This is a genomic window from Pseudoalteromonas sp. XMcav11-Q, from assembly GCF_040104525.1.
GTDB lineage: Bacteria > Pseudomonadota > Gammaproteobacteria > Enterobacterales > Alteromonadaceae > Pseudoalteromonas.
Window position 1 is genome coordinate 140,672 of sequence record NZ_JBECOX010000001.1, and the last position, 19,174, is coordinate 159,845.

Genomic DNA, 19,174 nt, shown 5'->3' on the forward strand with positions numbered 1-19,174 from the left:
TATAAAGGAATAGAAACAAAAATGCCAACCCGAAAGTTGGCATTTATCATTTTATCCAGCGTCAATGACGGTTAATGGTACACTTTGAACCAAACCATCATCGTCATCACCTAATCCTTTAAAAGTAAACTTAATCGTCAACTCACCCAAAGTTTTATTATTAGGCTCGGTTTCACGAGTCAGAAATGCAGAATAGACCAATGGTTTATCGGTTCCTGTATTTCCTAATACTTCGGTTTGAGTTCCAGATGCAAGTTCACCATTGGTGGTTGCTATTTCTACTTCTGTTTTCGCAGGTAAGGGATTACCGTTAATATCCGTGACGAAGATAGAAACTCTAACGTTACTTATTTGATCGTCAATTGTATCGTCATCTATCTCAGGAGCAGATAAATTGATTGTTTGAACATCACAATATTGAGCGTCATCGGATTCTTCAAGGTCTAAGATAACTACAGTATTTCCATTGTCAACGCGAGTAACGTCTTGGCATTGATCAAGTTGATTTGCTGCCAGTCCCATACTTTGTGCATCCGATTTTCTAACTGCGAATCGTACATAAGCAGTGTCGTCAGACATAATTAGTTCAAAATTTCTAAAGACGTTAACCAACTCACGGTTACACTGATTTTGCGCTAAAGCAGCCTCAGAGCAAAGTAAGCCGTTATATTTACCATCTCCTGGAACACCATCACCATTAGCGTCATAATCAAAGATGCCATTGTTATTTGCGTCTATCCACCAATCATCATGGCCACCATTTTTCGTATTCACCGGTGTGCAAGGACCGGTAGTTGGTGACGCGTCACAATCTTCTTTGTCAAACCGTCCGTTTTCATTGGTATCCAAAATAGCTTCTGTGAGATCAAACTCCTGGCGATATTCACCAACATCAAACAAACCATTTCTACGCTGAACACCATCACTGGACTCTTCGTCTCTATAGCTTTCTTGACCTTTAACAAATGCAAGTACGCCTACCCTGCCACCCATTACGACTCGCTCATCAGCATAGGGATCAGTTCCTGTGCTAGGCGCATTTTTTTGACGCTTTAATCCATTGATACAAGGTGCTGGTCTATTAAAATAAGGATCACAATTCCAGTTTTCAGGAATGTTCGCAACCGTACCTTTTTTTCTTGGCGCAATATCATTGATCCTATTGCCCCATTTAGGGTCAGAAAATGGACGCTCACCTTGGCTACGCCACACCACCGAACAGGTTGCCTTATTTGTTCTGCAATCATAGGTATCAGGTGATTCTAAACTACCGATAGCTCCAGCTTCTGCGATGACGGTTGCCGCTACACCATCGGCATTGAAGTGATTGAATTGATCACCAAAGAACAACGTGATATTTGTTGTGACTCCGCTGTAACTGTATGAATTTGAATTAATTATATCTGGAGCCGCGTCAAAGGTATCTTGATCAGTAACGCCAGAACTCAAAATAAGCTGTGATGAGACGCTAAAAATTTGCTCACTTAATGGGATTGTGTGCATAACTCCCGTAGGACAGCGAGCGTCGTCGTTTGATGCATCTGCATCATTACATGCTTTGGCGATATCCGTCCAACAAGTAATCGCATCACCCTCAGGTAAATTCACGTAAGATTCTTCTGGGATATAACATGCACTAACAACAAGCGGGCCAGGTACAATGCCAGACTTAACCGTTGTTCTTACAATACCATTTGCATTGGTGTTTCCCGTAATTTGCGTAATTGAGGCAAGGCCTTGCTCATCAGACAATCTAAAGTCGACTCGTGCTCGTGGAATTGCAAGGTTGTCTTCATCTACCAGTTTAAAGCTCACAACAGATTGGGTTGGTAAACCGCCTTCGCCAGGGGGTAAAGCAATAAACTGATTAAACCCATCTTCCTCAGGTAAAAATTGTACCGCTTGTGCAAGTGCACTATCCACTTCAATAATCGTTTCTTGATTTATTGGAGAGCTGCCGTTTTGGATAGTAACAGAAATCCTATCTTCACCTTGACAACCTTTAGCACGGTATGTCGAGCGGGCAATACCATTGGAGGTATTTACCGTTTCATCTAATTCCGCCAACGCGGGAGTTGCCGAGGCACATGCCGAGCTAAATGCAACAGCAACTGCACTGTTGATTAATACCCCATTCTGATCTCTTAGTGTCACGGTGATAACCGTACTGCCACCAGCTGAAAGTTTTTGCTGTACACCACTGCTATCAACTAAACCATTATCAACCGTGACATTTAGCTGAGCAACACCAACACTAAAGTTGATTGACTTAGTTACATCCACATAATTAGGCGAATTTACTGTGACAGTACCTGCACCACCTTGGTTTCCAGGTTTAAGATTCAAAATTGCGATACCAAAAGTATCCGTCAATGCTGTGTCTGGAGAGATTGTCCCTAGCGTTGTTTCTGCACCAATAAGCACATTTGCAATGCCATCACCAGTCTGGCTGGATGTCATTTTAATGAAGATCTCAGCTGTCTCGTTTGACGACACTCGATTAACACGACTACATCCAGCAGCTATAGGATCTATCATAGCCTGATCGCGGTTATCATCCCAGCCCGCTGGGCACTTACTTAACAACATAACCTCAAGTTTCGCTGACGCGGTTACATTACCGTCATCACCACCACCTTGAGAGGTAAAATCAAACGTTTGTGAGACTGTATTGCTGCCATTTGTATAAGTAGCGGTAAGACGACCCGCACCAACAACGTTGGTCGCTTGTAACGTAATTGTTGCTTCACCCGCGTCATTAGTTAAAACTGAACCAGAACTCGGCTCCATGGTTGCAAAATCATCGCTTTCAAAAACCACTCGACTGTTTGCTAACGCACTACCATTTTTCGTCAACGTAGCGGTTACTTTCAAAGGAGTATCGGATGACACGCTATTAGCGCCACCTTCTCCAGCGAGCGTAATCGCATAGGTACCATCGCTACCATCACCATTATCTGTATCTTTTTGAATACTGCCGCCGCCACCGCACGCGGTCAGTAAGAATGCTAGCATCAGTATGCTAAAATAGCGCATCAAGGGCATTTACCTATCTCCCTAGCTAAGTTAATTTTATTATTGTTCAATAGTAACCCAATTTTATCGATAAAATCACAATTTTTTATTAGATTAGGTAGATTTTCTGTCGTGAAATGCTGTTCATCTGCGCCAAGCCTGTTAAGCTTTAGCAGTTTTAAGATACATAGTGTTAGGGCAATGTCAGAAAATAAAAAAATGGGCCTAACGGCGCGCATTATGATAGGCATGGTGTTGGGGGTTGTACTAGGCCTCACCCTTCAAGCCATCCTAGGTAAGAATAAAGAAATACTTATTCCTTTAGGTCTCTTTGACCTCCCCATTAAGGGTTTCTTCGTTGACGGTTTATTCCACATCGGTGGGCAGATCTTCATTGCAAGCTTAAAAATGCTTGTTGTTCCTTTAGTGTTTATTTCCCTTGTATGTGGCACATGTAGCCTTAGTGACCCAAAAAAATTGGGCCGCTTGGGTGGTAAGTCCATTGGTTTGTATCTCATTACAACAGCAATCGCAATCACGGTAGCGATTACGCTCGCACTACTTATTGCACCGGGTGGTGGCGTTGAAATTCCAAACAGCGCGTCATTTGACGCAAAGCAAGCGCCGACACTTGTGCAAGTCATAATCAACATGTTCCCGACCAATCCAATTGACGCGATGGCCAACGGTAACATGCTTCAAATCATCGTCTTTGCGCTACTATTTGGCATCGCTATGGCGCTCAGCGGCGATGCTGGTGCTCGCCTAGCAACTGTATTTGAAGACCTAAATACAGTGGTGCTTAAGCTAGTCACTTTATTGATGAATGTCGCTCCATATGGCGTATTTTGTTTAATGGCTAAGTTGTTTACAACGATCGACATGGGGTTAATCGCCGAGCTCGGCAAATACTTTATGGTAGTGTTGGCAGCTCTGCTAATTCATGCATTCATTAACTATTCAATTTTATTCAAGCTGTTAACAGGCTTGAGCCCTATTATCTTCCTAAAGAAGATGAAAGACGCATGTATGTTTGCCTTTAGTACGTCAAGCTCAAGTGCAACTATGCCCGTAACACTAGAGACCGCTACTAAGAAACTAGGTGCGCATAACTCAGTTGCCTCTTTTACGATCCCTCTGGGTGCAACCATTAATATGGATGGCACGGCTATCATGCAAGGTGTTGCAACGGTCTTCATCGCTCAGGTATTTGGCGTAGACCTCACCATCAATGACTATCTCATGGTTATCTTGACTGCGACTCTTGCCTCAGTTGGTACGGCAGGCGTGCCTGGTGTTGGCTTGATCATGCTTGCAATGGTGCTTAACCAAGTTGGATTGCCTGTTGAAGGTATCGCGCTTATCATTGGTGTAGACAGACTATTAGATATGACAAGAACAGCAGTTAACGTAACAGGTGACTGTATGGTAACTTGTGCTGTGGCCAAATCTGAAAACGAATTTGATATCGATGTTTTCAACGACCCTGATGCAGCAAAAGAACTAGAAGAAACCACTTCTAAAGCAAAAGCGTAAATATCAATAACGCAGCTAACTATAAATAGCTGCGTTATTCTCCTCAACTAGTCAACTCAATACTCCTCTCTGCGACATATCAGCTATCCATACCCTTTTCTTCATTGTCACTTTTCCTAGGTACAGAATAAGATTAAGCAGAAGGTTCTCCATGCCTATGCATGTGAGTGCTTTAGTTATAGCAGGATTTGGACGTGAAGTTATCGGTAATCCTCTCTCATCTCAAAGATAGAACACTTATCTAGACATTTGCTCAGGCTAAGTCCTGTGCAACAAATACACTGTTGTGGATAATACCAATTAGTCTTAATACTTGCTCAATTTGAAGGAGCAAATCTGACGCTAACGGCGTTAAAAATTTCTCATTTAGAACAACTAAATAGCAAAATTTTCGCCTTGCCTACACGGATGTAGGTACCTTGGCGATAGCAGGACGCGGTAGCGGGGTTATTGACAAAATTTCCTCACCTCAAAATAGACCACTTAATTAAGCGAATTGGTATAAGAAAAAACCGCGCTATAAAGCGCGGCTGTCATCTTAATAAACGTTAACGTATTAGAATTGGTATGCAAACTTCACATATGCTTGACGACCAAGGATACTGTGCGTTTTATTGTCAATCCCCATTGACTCTGAAGGCGCTAGAGGCGCTTCTTCATTGAACAAGTTAGATGCACCTAGTGTTACTGTCAGCTTTTCTACGCCAATATAACTGACACTTGTATCTACAGTAGTCCATGAATCAATCTCATATTTATTGCCATCACTGTCAGCAAGATCTTTATAAGAATCAACATAGTTTACGCTGATATTTGCAAGCCAATCGTTTTTAGCCCAGTCCATACCCGCTGTCCAGCGGAACTGTGGATGCTGATACTCTCCATTGAGATCTTCAGCAACATTGAATGTGTTACCTTGTTCATCACTTTCAAACGACTGTTCTTCAAAGTTAAGCGCGTAAGTTAAGTTGTAATTGAACTTAAACTCACCCATTTCACGAGTAGTTAATGCATAGGCTAAGTTAACATCGAAACCGTCTGTTTCACGACCACCAATGTTAACAAAGGTGTCGTTAATGGTGAGAATACGACCAAGTGTGCTACCTTGATTAGGCGCACGAACTACCAGATTAGGATCGGTACCACAACAATCAACTAGCTTCTGTGCTCCAATTTTCTTGATGAGATCTTCCTGATCATAATTCCAGTAATCTACACCGATACTAAAGTCATCAGTTGCTTGCCACACTACACCTAAATTGTAGTTTTCTGACTCTTCTGGTTGTAGGTTTTTGTTACCGGACACAATCGCAGTGTATTCATACGGGCTACAATCATCATCAGCACCTGTTTGGCGACAACGTTCACGGTCTATCACGCTTGGTGATTCGTCTGTTCTACCAAGATGTAGCTGAACAAGAGAAGGCGCTCTGAATGCTGTCCCCCAAGAACCACGAACCACTAAACTATCAAGCGGTGACCAACGGAATGCTACTTTTGGATCTGTTGTAGTTCCAAAGTCGCTATAGTCTTCATAACGCAAAGCTAATTGTAGCTCTAGTGTATCTAGCACTGGTACGCTAAATTCTGCGAATATCGCAGTATTATCGCGATCTCCGTTAGCTTGCGTTGCTTCTGTACCAAAGATTTCGCCTCTGATGTATTGACTATCCGGGTTATCTTCAATTTTCTCGTAGCGATGTTCAAAACCAAACGCTGCGGCAACGTAGCCGGCTTCCAATTCAAATAATTCGCCCGAGATAGTACCATCTAGTGACTGCATGGTTGATGCACCATAACGCGTAGTGGTAGTTTCAAAAAACGCCAAACCGGCTTCTGTATTAGTGCTTGGTTCAAATGGGTTCCATAAACCTTCATCAATCGCTTGCTGCGCTCTTAGCTTGTTAGGGAAACCATCAAAGCCTTTTTCAACTGCACTTGAACGAATAGCAGAGTACGCAACTTCCCAAGACCACGCGTTCCACTCACCACGTGCTCCAAGGACAGCACGATAGTATTCTGAATCGACATCTTTTTTACGGTTGCCGATATCAACCGTTCGACGACGCATTGAAATATCTACACCATGTAAGAAGTGGTCTGGATCGTTAAATAATGGGTGGTTTGGGTTATCACCATCCATAAATAGTTCTGTAAAGCTCGGGCTACCTGCACCTTGAATGAAGGTTGAAGAGTGCTGCGCCGAGATTTCGGCAAAACCTTCAATACCATCGATGATTTCTTGTACGCCATTGTAGTTAAAGCTAATACGTTCCGTCGACGGAATAGCAGTCATGTACGGTGCATAATCGTAGCGACAGATATCACCAATATCTAAAGCAGGGTCGCATTTGTCATTCCCCCATACGTCCGTAAAGATAGTCTGCCTTACCTGAGTGCCATCATCTTCAACACGAACGACTGGTAATCCTGCCCACTGTTCGTCTGTTAGCATGCTTCTCATCACCTCAACGCTGCCGGGAATACCTGCAGAGCTTAATGAATTGTTACCACCGCGAAAACGTTGATCAGCAGAAGCTGTGTAGTCACGATCGGCATAAGTTAGGTGACCGCGTTTGAAATAATCGAGTGAGAAATTATGATGGCCATTTTGCGTTGACGATCCCCAAAGAAGAGTAAAGTTCTGTTCTTCAGCCCCACCATCGGCGGTGTTAGATAATTTACCGGCGACCTCGAAACCGTCTATATCGTCACGTAAAATAATATTAATAACCCCTGCGACCGCATCAGAACCATAAGTTGCAGAAGCACCGTCTTTTAAAATATCAATACGTTTAACTGATGAAACAGGAATGGTATTTAAGTCCACAAATGATGTTTCTATATCTTTTGCAAACGGGCTCACGGCAACACGACGACCATTAATAAGAACAAGCGTAGATGATGCTCCTAATCCCCTTAATGCAACACTTGAACCGCCATTTGCGGTGTCATCGCTGGAGTTACCTTGTGTACTAAAAGTACCAGTACCCGACACAGGCAGCTTTTGTAACGCCCCAATAAGGTCGGTAGATCCCGTTGAAGCTAGGTCAGCAGCTGACAAGCTTTGAATTGGTGACGGACCTTCTAAGTCTGTTCTTTTAATGTGAGAGCCTGTCACTTCAATACGTTCAACTTGCGTCGTCTCTTCCGCCTTAACTTGTTGATTCATGCCGATTAATACGGCAATTGAGAGCGCACTGAGTGGTAATTTATAGGTCATCCTGTTTCCCCTTAAGTTAATAATTACACTGTAGTTTTTTTAATAATCCAGCCATTATTAGCATACCAAAGCAACTTTAACAATGCATTTATTTAACATTAAGTTTCCATTTTGGGGGTCTAATAGCAGAAATTCGCGACGAAAGAATATCGTTATTTATCAGTATGAATTATTGTTTAAATTGGGATTAGAGGGAGGAGAAGCGTTTTACAAACAGCTTCAAAAAGTTGATAAGACGCCTAAAATCTTTACTGAATAAGAGCGGTTTCTTAGCCTAAAGTTTAAAGACGTCAATGATCATGTTGTAACTACTTAACTATAATGCCAACCAAGGTTGCACTGACTTCACATTTGCAGAGTCGGCAAAGTGAGTATTGTCGTTTGACCACGCCTTCGGGACACTGATTCGACAGACTTGCGACTCACACTTCACTGTAGCATCTGTGACGTTTTGACTTCTGCCAAAGGTCACGATGACTCCCTGTTGCTCAGGCAGCAAAAATGACAACAAGTTTTTAATAAAGAAACCTGATAGATCAGCCAGCAACTCTTCAAACTCCTGTTGCATTTTATAAAGGTCAGACTTGCTTAGAGATCTCGTATTAAATAACTCGGCCTCAATCTGCATTTTTAGCTGGCAGTCCGAGCTTTCGCCCTTCGTTTCAATTACCACTTTAGCTTTGTCTTTGTCCAATTCTTTGTCAAATGGTAGCAATAATTGCGCTTCATCGGTGTACGACAATGGAAAGCTCGCTTCCTCGGTCACAATATTACCCGCCGTGATTTTACACGCCTGCATGCTAAGTGTATCGACAAGGTAAAATCCCACACGTGCAAACTCAAACTCGCCTTTATTTACCACTTTCAGTCTGTCGTAAAAGCTGTCGTATGCAAAGGTGACCGTTTTAGCGGACGCTATCGCACTCCAAAGTGTCATTATCAGGACAAGTACAATCTTATTCTTCATCAAAATACGCTCGGTTATGCCTTATCATATCGTTAAGTTCATTTACGTAGTCTTCACCACGCTCTGAATAACTCAAAAGGCCACTTGTTAATACTGTAGCGTCAATCGGTGCTTTTTGAGCTCGCAGCTCTGCTCGTACCGCGCGCAAGTCTTTGTATGCATCATTAGTATTGATATTCCTAAAGTACGATTTGACCGCGCCTCTTACCGACTGAAAGGCTCTAACTTCGTGATCGGCCGCATCTTCTCGCCGTTTCGGCACCATACCGCAGCCTTTGGTGTAACACCATTGACCAAAAAAGTTTAACCCAATTCGCGCAAATCGTGACGTACCCCAAGCAGATTCATTAGCGGCCTGCATCAACGCCAGCTCTTTAGGAATAATATCCACGCGGCGTAATGCACGTTTAAGCGAAGATTCATTGATGGCTTCACCTTTTAAATCATACTTTGTGAAAATCAATGCAACCTTTTCTATTTGTTTGCGTGTCAGGGTTTCATCAAATTGCAGCATCATTAGGGCGATTTCAAGTGTTGCCCGCTGCTCTAAGATCTGTTTATTTTCGGCTTCTACGTGCGGTTTAATAAAGTCGAAAAATGCCGTTTTCTTCTCCTTGATATCACGAATGGCTGCAAAATTAGGTAGTTTTACGCTATGGAGTGGCTTTTCGGGCACCTTAGGTACAACCTCTGCACCCGTACCCTCTTGATCTAAAGTAGAATCTTGAGAACTTTCATCTTGGATAAAAGGATAAATTAACGCCCAAATGGTCACTAGGGCAACAATGAGTTTAATCAGTTTAGCTTGCATACTTCTCCTCGCAGTGGCGTTGTTCTGGAAACGGAGTCTCTTTCCCTAAGTCTCTAAGAACTTTTCTCAAGCCCGCTCAATAACAGTTTTATTCTGTTACTATAGTTTGATAGAGCGTTGATAAATTGCGCCAAAATAACAGTATTCAAAAATAGCGGCTGATAATATCAAAAGCCGCAATTAAACGCGAATTTTCGTTCAGTTATCGTACATAGTTTAGACGAATTTAAGGTATAAAGAAAAAGGAACAGAAGTATGACGTCTAACGCTTGGCAGCAGCGTCTGCTATCGCAGCAAAAAAACCGCCCTAACGACAATCGCTCAGCATGGCAAATAGATCGTTCTAGGATCATACATGCCGCGGCTTTTAGGCGCTTGCAAGCCAAAACCCAAATTATGGCAATCGGCGTCAACGACTTTTATCGGACTCGCCTAACACACTCTTTGGAAGTATCGCAAATAGGCAGCGGTCTACTACGCCATTTAAGAAAACAACACCCTGAATTTGAACACTTTCCTTCGACAAGTCTTATTGAAACTTTGTGCCTAGCGCATGATATCGGTCACCCGCCTTTTGGCCATGGCGGAGAAATCGCGCTTAATTACCTTATGCGTGATCACGGAGGGTTTGAAGGAAACGCCCAAACCTTGCGCATTGTCACCAAATTGGAACCGTACACTAAAGGTTATGGCATGAATTTAACACGCCGTACCTTACTAGGTTTTATTAAATATCCTGCATTAATCGACACACTTTGGTATCACCAACCAACGCAAACACAAAGTCGAAAATACATATTGTCCAGTGATTGGCTGCCTGCAAAAGGCATTTATCAATGCGACCAATCGGTATTTGATTGGATCCTCTCGCCATTTTCTCAAAACGACCAAATAAAGCTGCAAGAAACCGAGGTAAAAGACACCTTCCGTCGCAAGACAAAGTTTAAATCGTTAGATTGCGCCATTATGGAATATGCCGATGATATCGCCTATGCAGTTCATGATTTAGAAGATGCGATAGCTACCGAGACCCTTAACGAGGCAGCATGGCATGATTTTGCTCTGCCTGAATTGCAAAAGTTAGACTCACCTTGGTTAAAGCAAAACTTACCGCGCGTAAGCGAGAGTTTATTTTCAGAAGATGAATCTAATCGAAAAGATACCATAGGTGAACTCGTCAACCTGTTTATTGTGCATTGTAAACTCAGCGTTCAAGACTCAGATTTTGACTCCGCCCTACTTCATTTTACCGTTGAGATGGCACCCGAATTTCAGGAAATCCTGCAAGTATTAAAAGTGTTCGTATATCAAAGATTAATTCGTGAACCTAAAATGCAGCAAATTGAGTTTAGTGGTCAAAACCTGCTTATTGATTTATTTGAAGTTTTTGCCAGTGACCCGATGCGATTGTTGCCGTATACAACCCAAACATTGTACCAGCAAGCAACCGATGAAACGCAGCAAATGCGCGTGTTAGCGGACTATCTTGGTGGCATGTCTGATGAGTATGCACGAAAAACGCATCGACGCTTATTTACCGGGGAACTGTAAACTCTGCTCGAAGAGGTAAAAATTAATCATGAAAAATTCGCATACATTGGCGATTAACTCATTCTTTAATTTTTCTTAAGCCTTTCTTAAGTATTGGCATATATGTTTTCAACGTAGCTTGATATTTTTCAGTTGGAGCATATATGCCAGCCAAAACCGTTGCGGTATTCGTGTTAGTCACTTCAATCACTCCTGCGTTTGCTGGTGACCCATTTAGCATCGACTCCCTTTGCAATAATAACGCTGAACATAGTAACAAAATGGCGCGACAGACGGATAAAGCAAGTCAAGAGAAAAACATCAAGATTGAGTCTATCGAAATAAACTCAAACCCTATTTTTAATCCGGACGACCCAGAAACGACCTCTTTCCATGACTTCGTAAACTGGCTGCATATAGAAACCCGAGATGCGACTATCGCTTCTCAACTCCCTTTTCAGGCTGGTGACCTAGTCAGCGAGGCCGATATTTTAGAGGCTGAGCGGATCTTGCGTGCTAAAAAATACATCAGAGAGGCGAAAATTAACTATGCCAACCCATGCAGCAGTGCCGAGCCACAGAAAATATCAGTGCAAACGTGGGACACCTGGAGTTTGCTGCCCAGTGTAAACTTTGGCCGAAGTAGTGGAAACAATAAGTTAAGTTTGGGGTTTAAAGAGGAAAACTTGTTAGGGTATGGCGTTAGGGCATCCGTAAAATACAAATCTGACCATGAACGTTCCGGTTACCATACCGTGTTGCAAATGCCTGCGCCATGGCAACCACATGCCATGATAACGGTGCAAGCAGATGATTATGATGACGGTCAAATATTTATGACTGACATTTATCAACCTTTCTATCAGCGCTCCAGCTCTTTGTTATATAGAGCTTATATTAATGCACAAGACCAAACGACTTCTATCTATCATAACGGTCAAACAGAAAGTCAGTTTCGATATAATGGTACATCTGCGCAGTTTGCTTATGGCCGTTTAGGGCAGCAAACCAACACCACCACACTTAGGTGGATAGCTGGTTTCGATTACCAAGATGTCAGCTATGACGAGCCAAACTTAGCCATAAGGGATAACCTTTATGACTTCAAATTGTTAGCGCCTTGGATAAGTCTTCAATATATCGAAGATAATTATATCGTGCTGCAGGACGTAGACTTAATCAATCACAGTGAAGATTTCAACCTCGGATGGTCACTTGCGGCCAAAACAGGTATTGATACCGAAGCGGATGGAGTTGGCTCAATTTGGGAGTTTTCAGCCAATAAAGCATGGCTATTTAATGATGATGTCTTATACCGATTTAAAGCATCAACCAATGCCCAAATCGGCACGCAGCAAGGTGATAGAGTATGGTCTACTCTCGCTGCAAAGGTAAATTATCGCTGGAGCGATAGTTTTGCTTTTTATGCTGATGCCATTGCTGCGTGGCAAAACAAGGAATTTGCCGAGCGTCCTCTTGCACTCGGTGGAGAAGAAGGGATCCGTGGCTTCCCACAAAGCTATCAACAAGGTACGCAAACGGTCAAATCTTCATTCGAGCTCCGTATGTACCCTAACATTAATATTTATCAGCTTGTTGATTTAGGATTCGTTGGCTTTGTTGATCTGGGAAAAGCATCCGGGAATATACAACATCCTAATATAAGCAATAAAATGCTAGGTAGTGTAGGGCTCGGAGTTCGTTTATATTCCGCCCGTTCAAGTAATGAAAACGTAGTGCATATAGACTTTACTAAACCATTAAGTAACTACCCTGAAGTTGACAGCTGGGAACTTGGTTTATCAGTGGAAACTCGCTTTTAAATAGCGCTTCAAAGGGTAAATGTAAAGGTGATGGTGCTCGCTTCCAACGCAACAGTGAGTTCCGCGTCAATGGCTTCAGCAAAGGCCCTAGCAATAGGCAAGCCCAAGCCAAAGCAATCATTCGCGCTTCTCGATTGGTCGCTTTGCCATAGTGGTTCAAATAATTGTGCTAAATTCACGTTTTCGAGCTCGCCGGAAACCTGATTGCTCACTCGAACATTTATCCCATTTGTCGCCCCCTTTTCAACAACGATAAGTGCTTCAGAACCCAGTACTCGGTGGCGCTTGGCATTTTTCAGTAAGTTACCAATGATGCTCTCGACTGCCATTAAGTTGGTCTGAATTGGACATTCGGAGCAAGTTGTCTGAATCTCAACATTATCAAATGCTATCTCACCAATCGAACGGTTGATGACTTGCAATACATCAACAACATCGTCTTTAGGTAGCTTTATCTGCTCGTATTTATGTAACAACATGACGTTGGTGACGATGTTTTTCATCCGCTGACTTATTCTTAATACTTCTGGCACAAAGTCATCCGCCAGTTCATTGTCTTCCGGGAAGCGTGAAATAACTTCCGCCAAATTAATAAGCTCCGTAATGGGCGTTTTTAATTCATGCGAAATATCTGAGGTTAGGCGCTTTTCTCGCAAGTACAATTGTCTGTTTTCAACAATAAAACGGTTTAGGCTTTGCTCAACGGGTAATAGCTCAGAGACAGGCTTTTCTAATATTATGGTGTCTGAATCTTTAGAGAAATTTAGTTTGGCTATCTGAGCGTTCATGCTATTCAACGGCGCGAGACCAACATCGACCGTTTTGCGCACAAATACACGAATAAACACCACAACACATACAATAGTCACGATAAAAACGATATCAATGAGCCAAAGAATAAAGTCCAATCCCTCCGACGAGGCCGCATAGGCAATAACAAGTTCGTCGTCAAAAGATTTTTTTTCCCCTTTTAGGGTATGGATCTGCGGAATAAAACGGGTATATATGATCCGTCCCGCACGACCATCTGGCAGGGTTTCATTTACCACTTTGCTCTCGCCAAGTGATAACGACAAATAAGGTAACTCGTGTTGCGAAAAAAGATCTAAGCTGTCAGAGCGTGCAAAAACTCGGTCGTTCAACCAGATTTGATAATATTCGGGCTCGATATTGCCAGTAAATTCAGGTAAAAACTCACCGGAAAAGTGCAGTTCAAGATGATCTTCATCTTCAGAGACTAACGTCATCAGCATGCCAACTTTTGTATGCATCGCTTTGTCGAATTGTGAGTCAATCCAAGAGTCCACAGCCAAATCTGTAGCGAGTAAAATGGCGACTACAACACCTGTGATGGTAATTGATAATGTGCTAACTAAGTTCCCTCGGATCGACTTCATGGTAGTTGCTCAACATAATATCCAAACCCGCGTTTAGTTTTAACTGGCAAGCATTGACCCAGCGCTTTGACCTTTTTACGTAGCGAAGAAAGGTGAGCTTCGATGGCATTTTTCGACACGCTATCGAAATTGCCGGTAATATAAGTGCTTAATTTTTCTGGTGTAATAATCTTATTTTGATTAGTAAACAAACATTCCAAAATTTTATACTCATTGGGTGTTAAGTCTATTTGCTGCCCTGCAATTAACGCCGACTTTAGCTGCAAGTCAATGGTCAAAAAGCCATGCACGATTTCATCACCATCTTGTTTAAATGCCCCTCTTCTCATTAGCGTTAATAGCCGTGCATGCAGCTCATCAAACGAAAAGGGCTTGGCGAGATAGTCGTCTGCACCACTTAATAAACCCAGCACTCGGTCTTCAGGTTGTGACTTTGCTGACAACACCAACACTCGAGTGTCATTCTTCTGCTGTCTTAGCGCTTTAAGCACACTTATGCCATCCAAACTGGGCAACATAATATCTAAAATAATTACATCATAGTGATCCATCAGCGCCATACTCAAACCGCTAGAACCATCCGCCGAATCATCTACCGTAAAACCCAGTTTAGAGAGCCCTAAGGTTAAGCTGCGACGCAAGGACTCAGAATCTTCAATCAGTAACACATTCATAAATAAACCTTTGGCTAGTGCTTAATATCACATAGCTTAGTTGCTCAAACTTAAGATTCGCTAAAGAGAACTTCAACTTTCATCAATTCCGAAGGATTTCCTAAGCTTTTCTTAAGTTTCGTCGGATAGTCTTGTGATAAATGCAACTATTCTTAACATTCTATGAACAAAGTACACTTTTCAACTCCTTATGCACAACCTTTCATGGTGTTTTTCCTTTCCTTGTTGATGATTTTGACGCTTAGCCGTTTAGGGCTATCGACTTGGATGTTAGAGAGAATGGCAGGCTCTGATCCTTTAACCTTTGTGATATCAGGCCTACGAGTTGATTTGAGTACTATCGCATATCTCGCGATACCACTCTTATTGTTAATGGTCACGCACTATTTTATGCCCAAGCCACTGAAGCCTTTACTTACTGCGCTAGTAACGGGGTATATTGCGTTGGGTATTGTATTTGTCCTACTACTCGAAGCTGCAACTCCTGCATTTATTTTGCAATACGACATCAGACCAAACCGTTTATTTATTGAATATCTGATTTACCCCAAAGAAGTCATTTCAATGTTGTTGAGTGGTCACTTGGGCACAGTGATATTGACCCTACTTTTATGTACGTTGGCTTTAATAACCACCTTGAGATATTTTCCTCGCATTAGCAACGATGCGCCATCAAAGCGGAATATGGCTATCTCTACTTTTTGTAGTCTTATCTGTTTAGCGCTATTAGCAAGAGGCACTCTGGGTCATAGACCACTTAACCCTGCTACCGTCTATTTCTCACAAGATGCATTGGTTAATTCGCTGACCATCAACTCAGCTTATAGTGTTGCGTTCGCAGCAAAAAATATGGGCAGCGAAAGAAGTGCCAGTGCGCTTTATGGTTCGCTATCCAAAGAAAAGGTTTTTGATACAGTAAGAAAAGCAAGTTACAAACAAGGTTTTATCTCAAATACACTTCCTACCCTAGCCACTAATCCGGCATATCATCAGGGCAAAAAGAAAAACTTAGTGATTATCTTAGAGGAAAGCTTAGGCGCACGTTTTGTAAGCTCGCTAGGGGGAGCAAACCTAACCCCAGAGTTAGATAAACTGTATCAAGAAGGCTGGGGGCTGGAGAACCTCTACGCAACGGGCACCCGTTCGGTTCGCGGAATTGAAGCCGTGATCACCGGCTTTATACCCTCACCATCACGCTCCGTCGTTAAGCTTTCAAAGTCTCAGCAACAGTTTTGTACGTTGGCGGATATTTTAGCCAAAGAAAACTATACCACACAGTTTATTTACGGTGGCGAAAGCCACTTCGATAACATGAAAAGCTTCTTCTTAGGAAATGGCTTTCAACGTATCGTTGACTTTGATGATATTGAAAACCCAGAATTTGTTGCGTCTTGGGGCGCCAGCGACGAAGATCTGTTTAATCAAGCGGATAAAGAACTAACTCAGCTGAGTGAAGAAGAAAAGCCATTTTTTAGTTTGATCTTTACATCTAGCAATCACGACCCGTTTGAAATTCCTGACGGAAAAGTAATGTTACCAACAAATCATAAAAGTGATAAACCTGCGCGAGATCTCGCTATCAAGTACGCCGACTATGCACTCGGAAAGTTTATTGATAAGGCCAAGCAAAGTCGTTATTGGCAAGATACTATCTTTTTAGTCGTTGCAGATCATGATGTCAGGGTGTATGGATCCGAGCCCGTCCCTATTAAGTCTTTTCATATTCCAGCCGTTATTTTGAATTCAGACTTTAATCAGAAACAAGATAAAAGATTGGTCAGTCAAATTGATTTACCTGTCACTTTGCTTTCTTTAATAGGGGTTGAACGCCCAACGCCTATGCTTGGTTTTGACTTAACCAAACAATATCCAGTGCAAAGAGCGATGATGCAATATTACGATAATTTTGCCTACATTGAAGATGACAAAGCCGCCATTTTGATGCCAGGCAACAAAGTGAGTTATTGGCAATATGACACGGCGACTAAGATGCAAAAACCATTGCTGAATACAGTGCACACCATTGATTTTAAAGAAAAAGCACTATCTCATGTATTATTTAGTAATTTGGCCTATCAGGAGCAAATTTATCGATTAAAAGAGTAAAGCATAAGGTTCTCTTAAGTATTTCTATAGAAAATAAAGATAACTTAGTTTTTATTTTCTCGTCAGGAGTTGGATATGTTTAAATTTTTAAAACATATCTCCCCATCAGGCTATACCAGCCTGATGGTTCTCGCCACACTTTATTGTACCATTGCTTTTAATAGCCTATTTATTATCAAAGTCTTTAATGTTTCTACAATACAGGAGTGGTCCGATTGGCTATTTTTAGCGTCTGTCCCTATTCTTTTGTTTTTCCTGACACTGTTACTATTTAGTTGGTTTTCTTTAATCACCTTTGTACGGCCTTTTTTATTTATCACCATTGTGCTATCCAGTGTGTTGCTATACGCATCAATAAACTACGGCGTCATATTTGATAAAAGCATGATGCAAAACGTTATTGAAACAGACACGGGGGAAGCATTTTCATATTTAAATATAAACCTAGTTATTTTCGTACTAACCCTGGGTTTAACCCCTGCTTATTTAATGACAAAAAACAAAATAAAACAGCCACTAAAGCAAAGGCTAAAATCCTTTATACTCATTAATTTTGTTTCAATTACCTTCATCTCTTTGATAGCCTTTAGCTTTTATCAAAACTATGCCTCCGTTGGTAGAAACAATAAAGAAGTCGCAAGCTATATCACGCCATTTTCATTTTATATTGCAGGATATAAATACCTGAGAGATAACTATTTTTATCCTCCATTACCATTTCGATTACTAGATAAAACACCTGCTTTAGCTTCCAAGTCAGGTGCTAATATTACCGTTGTCGTTGTTGGTGAAACTGCACGTGCAAGCAACTTTTCACATGGAGGCTATAAAATAGATACTAACGAATACACTAAACAGGACGGCATCAAATATTTCAGTAACATGTCATCTTGTGGCACAGCGACAGCAATTTCAGTACCCTGTATGTTTTCACGGCTAGATAGAGCACATTACAATAGCCGTCTTGCTCAGAGCCAAGATAACGTGCTTGATGTGATCCACAGGGCTGGCGCCGAAGTGTTTTGGATAGACAATAATAGTAGTTGTAAAGGTGTATGTAATCGGGTTGAGAATTATCGGATTGATACTAACAAGGATAACCCGCTGTGCGACGGTAAGTATTGCTTTGATGAGGTACTAATCCCATCACTTATGACTACCATAAACAACGCGCAAACAAGCAATATTGTTGTTGTCTTACATATGATTGGCTCGCATGGCCCAACTTATTACCGCCGCTACCCTAAAACGCAGCAAAAATTCCTCCCAGATTGCCAGCGTAGCGATATCCAAAATTGTACGCCTCAAGAATTAGTGAACACCTATGACAATACCATCGCTTACACAGATTTAGTGTTGCACAAAATCATTACACAACTGTCTTCGTTAGACGCAGAAACAGTCAACATGCTCTATGTTTCCGATCATGGCGAATCACTTGGTGAAACCGGATTATATTTACATGGCTTTCCATATCGTCTAGCACCTAAAGAGCAAACCCAGATCCCGATGATTTATTGGAGTAATCGCCTAACAAATAAAAGCTACAGTGGTTGCATTGACGCTGTAAAACAGCAACCCCTTTCTCATGACAATATCTACGATACGTTAATTGGCTTAACCCAAGTTAATTCGAAAACCTATCAGTCCAAAAATGACATATTCGCAACCTGTCGAACTCAATTACTCGCAACTAATGGAGAAACTAATGCATTTTGATAACACCAATAAGCCAACTGGAGCAAAACGACTATTGCTGGCGCTTGGACACTCATTTAGAGCGTTTAATTGGCTCACAAAAAATGAATCCGCCTTTCGGCAAGAGCTTATTCTACTGCTGGTTACTATCATTTTGCTGTTTACACTTGAACTTTCACTCTATGAGCGCGTTATGTTGTTTTGTGCAACGCTGTTTGTGATGTTTGCTGAGATAGTGAATACCGCTATTGAAGCAACAATTGATAGAGTCGGTTTAGAAATCCATCCACTGTCGGGGCTTGCCAAGGACTTGGGCTCTGCAGGCGTATTGATCGCACTTATCGTTTTTATCTGCATCTGGGGCAGCTGTTTATATCAAAACCTCTACTAGCAA

12 protein-coding genes are annotated in these 19,174 nt (G+C 41.9%); 6 read left to right on the plus strand and 6 right to left on the minus strand.

Annotation, left to right across the window (positions count from 1 at the left end; genetic code table 11):
* Positions 1 to 51: 51 nt before the first annotated feature.
* A complete protein-coding gene (locus tag ABMY45_RS00690) occupies positions 52 to 3,045 on the minus strand; it encodes a hypothetical protein (protein ID WP_206470962.1) in 2,994 nt (997 codons plus the stop codon).
* A 171-nt stretch (positions 3,046 to 3,216) separates the two neighbouring features.
* On the opposite strand from ABMY45_RS00690, the gene ABMY45_RS00695 reads away from it, so the two are divergent.
* Entirely contained in the window at positions 3,217 to 4,551 is a 1,335-nt protein-coding gene (locus ABMY45_RS00695; protein ID WP_174168722.1) for a dicarboxylate/amino acid:cation symporter, read from the plus strand.
* Between the two features lie 556 nt (positions 4,552 to 5,107).
* Here the strand turns inward: ABMY45_RS00695 and ABMY45_RS00700 are convergent.
* From ABMY45_RS00700 to ABMY45_RS00710, 3 genes are all read right to left on the minus strand, one after another.
* Positions 5,108 to 7,774 carry a TonB-dependent receptor gene (locus ABMY45_RS00700; protein WP_174168721.1) on the minus strand — a complete coding sequence of 889 codons (2,667 nt, stop codon included), beginning with the start codon at positions 7,772 to 7,774 and terminating at the stop codon, positions 5,108 to 5,110.
* A gap of 316 nt (positions 7,775 to 8,090) precedes the next feature.
* Positions 8,091 to 8,741, minus strand: a complete 651-nt coding sequence (locus ABMY45_RS00705) for a DUF2987 domain-containing protein (protein ID WP_010605029.1) — start codon at positions 8,739 to 8,741, stop codon at positions 8,091 to 8,093.
* The gene (locus ABMY45_RS00710; RefSeq protein WP_174168720.1) at positions 8,731 to 9,552 is read right to left on the minus strand and encodes a glucosaminidase domain-containing protein; all 822 of its coding nucleotides are present in this window, start codon (positions 9,550 to 9,552) and stop codon (positions 8,731 to 8,733) included. The genes ABMY45_RS00705 and ABMY45_RS00710 overlap by 11 nt, the downstream gene beginning before the upstream one ends.
* A 255-nt stretch (positions 9,553 to 9,807) precedes the next feature.
* On the opposite strand from ABMY45_RS00710, the gene ABMY45_RS00715 reads away from it, so the two are divergent.
* Positions 9,808 to 11,103 (plus strand): anti-phage deoxyguanosine triphosphatase, encoded by a 1,296-nt coding sequence (locus ABMY45_RS00715; RefSeq protein WP_174168719.1) that lies wholly within the window; start codon positions 9,808 to 9,810, stop codon positions 11,101 to 11,103.
* A gap of 143 nt (positions 11,104 to 11,246) precedes the next feature.
* Positions 11,247 to 12,905, plus strand: coding sequence for a hypothetical protein (locus ABMY45_RS00720; protein WP_349288284.1), 1,659 nt, complete (start codon positions 11,247 to 11,249; stop codon positions 12,903 to 12,905).
* 8 nt (positions 12,906 to 12,913) lie between these two features.
* On the opposite strand, the gene ABMY45_RS00725 is transcribed toward ABMY45_RS00720, so the two are convergent.
* Together ABMY45_RS00725 and ABMY45_RS00730 are read right to left on the minus strand one after the other, a co-directional pair.
* Positions 12,914 to 14,302 (minus strand): HAMP domain-containing sensor histidine kinase, encoded by a 1,389-nt coding sequence (locus tag ABMY45_RS00725; RefSeq protein WP_010605033.1) that lies wholly within the window; start codon positions 14,300 to 14,302, stop codon positions 12,914 to 12,916.
* Positions 14,299 to 14,976 carry a response regulator transcription factor gene (locus ABMY45_RS00730; protein ID WP_174168717.1) on the minus strand — a complete coding sequence of 226 codons (678 nt, stop codon included), beginning with the start codon at positions 14,974 to 14,976 and terminating at the stop codon, positions 14,299 to 14,301. The genes ABMY45_RS00725 and ABMY45_RS00730 overlap by 4 nt, the downstream gene beginning before the upstream one ends.
* A 162-nt stretch (positions 14,977 to 15,138) precedes the next feature.
* Between ABMY45_RS00730 and ABMY45_RS00735 the strand changes: the two genes are divergently transcribed.
* From ABMY45_RS00735 to ABMY45_RS00745, 3 genes are all read left to right on the plus strand, one after another.
* Positions 15,139 to 17,082 (plus strand): LTA synthase family protein, encoded by a 1,944-nt coding sequence (locus ABMY45_RS00735; RefSeq protein WP_227387051.1) that lies wholly within the window; start codon positions 15,139 to 15,141, stop codon positions 17,080 to 17,082.
* 75 nt (positions 17,083 to 17,157) lie between these two features.
* Positions 17,158 to 18,801, plus strand: coding sequence for a phosphoethanolamine--lipid A transferase (locus ABMY45_RS00740; protein ID WP_211866293.1), 1,644 nt, complete (start codon positions 17,158 to 17,160; stop codon positions 18,799 to 18,801).
* Positions 18,791 to 19,171, plus strand: coding sequence for a diacylglycerol kinase (locus ABMY45_RS00745; protein WP_010605037.1), 381 nt, complete (start codon positions 18,791 to 18,793; stop codon positions 19,169 to 19,171). The genes ABMY45_RS00740 and ABMY45_RS00745 overlap by 11 nt, the downstream gene beginning before the upstream one ends.
* Positions 19,172 to 19,174: the final 3 nt, after the last annotated feature.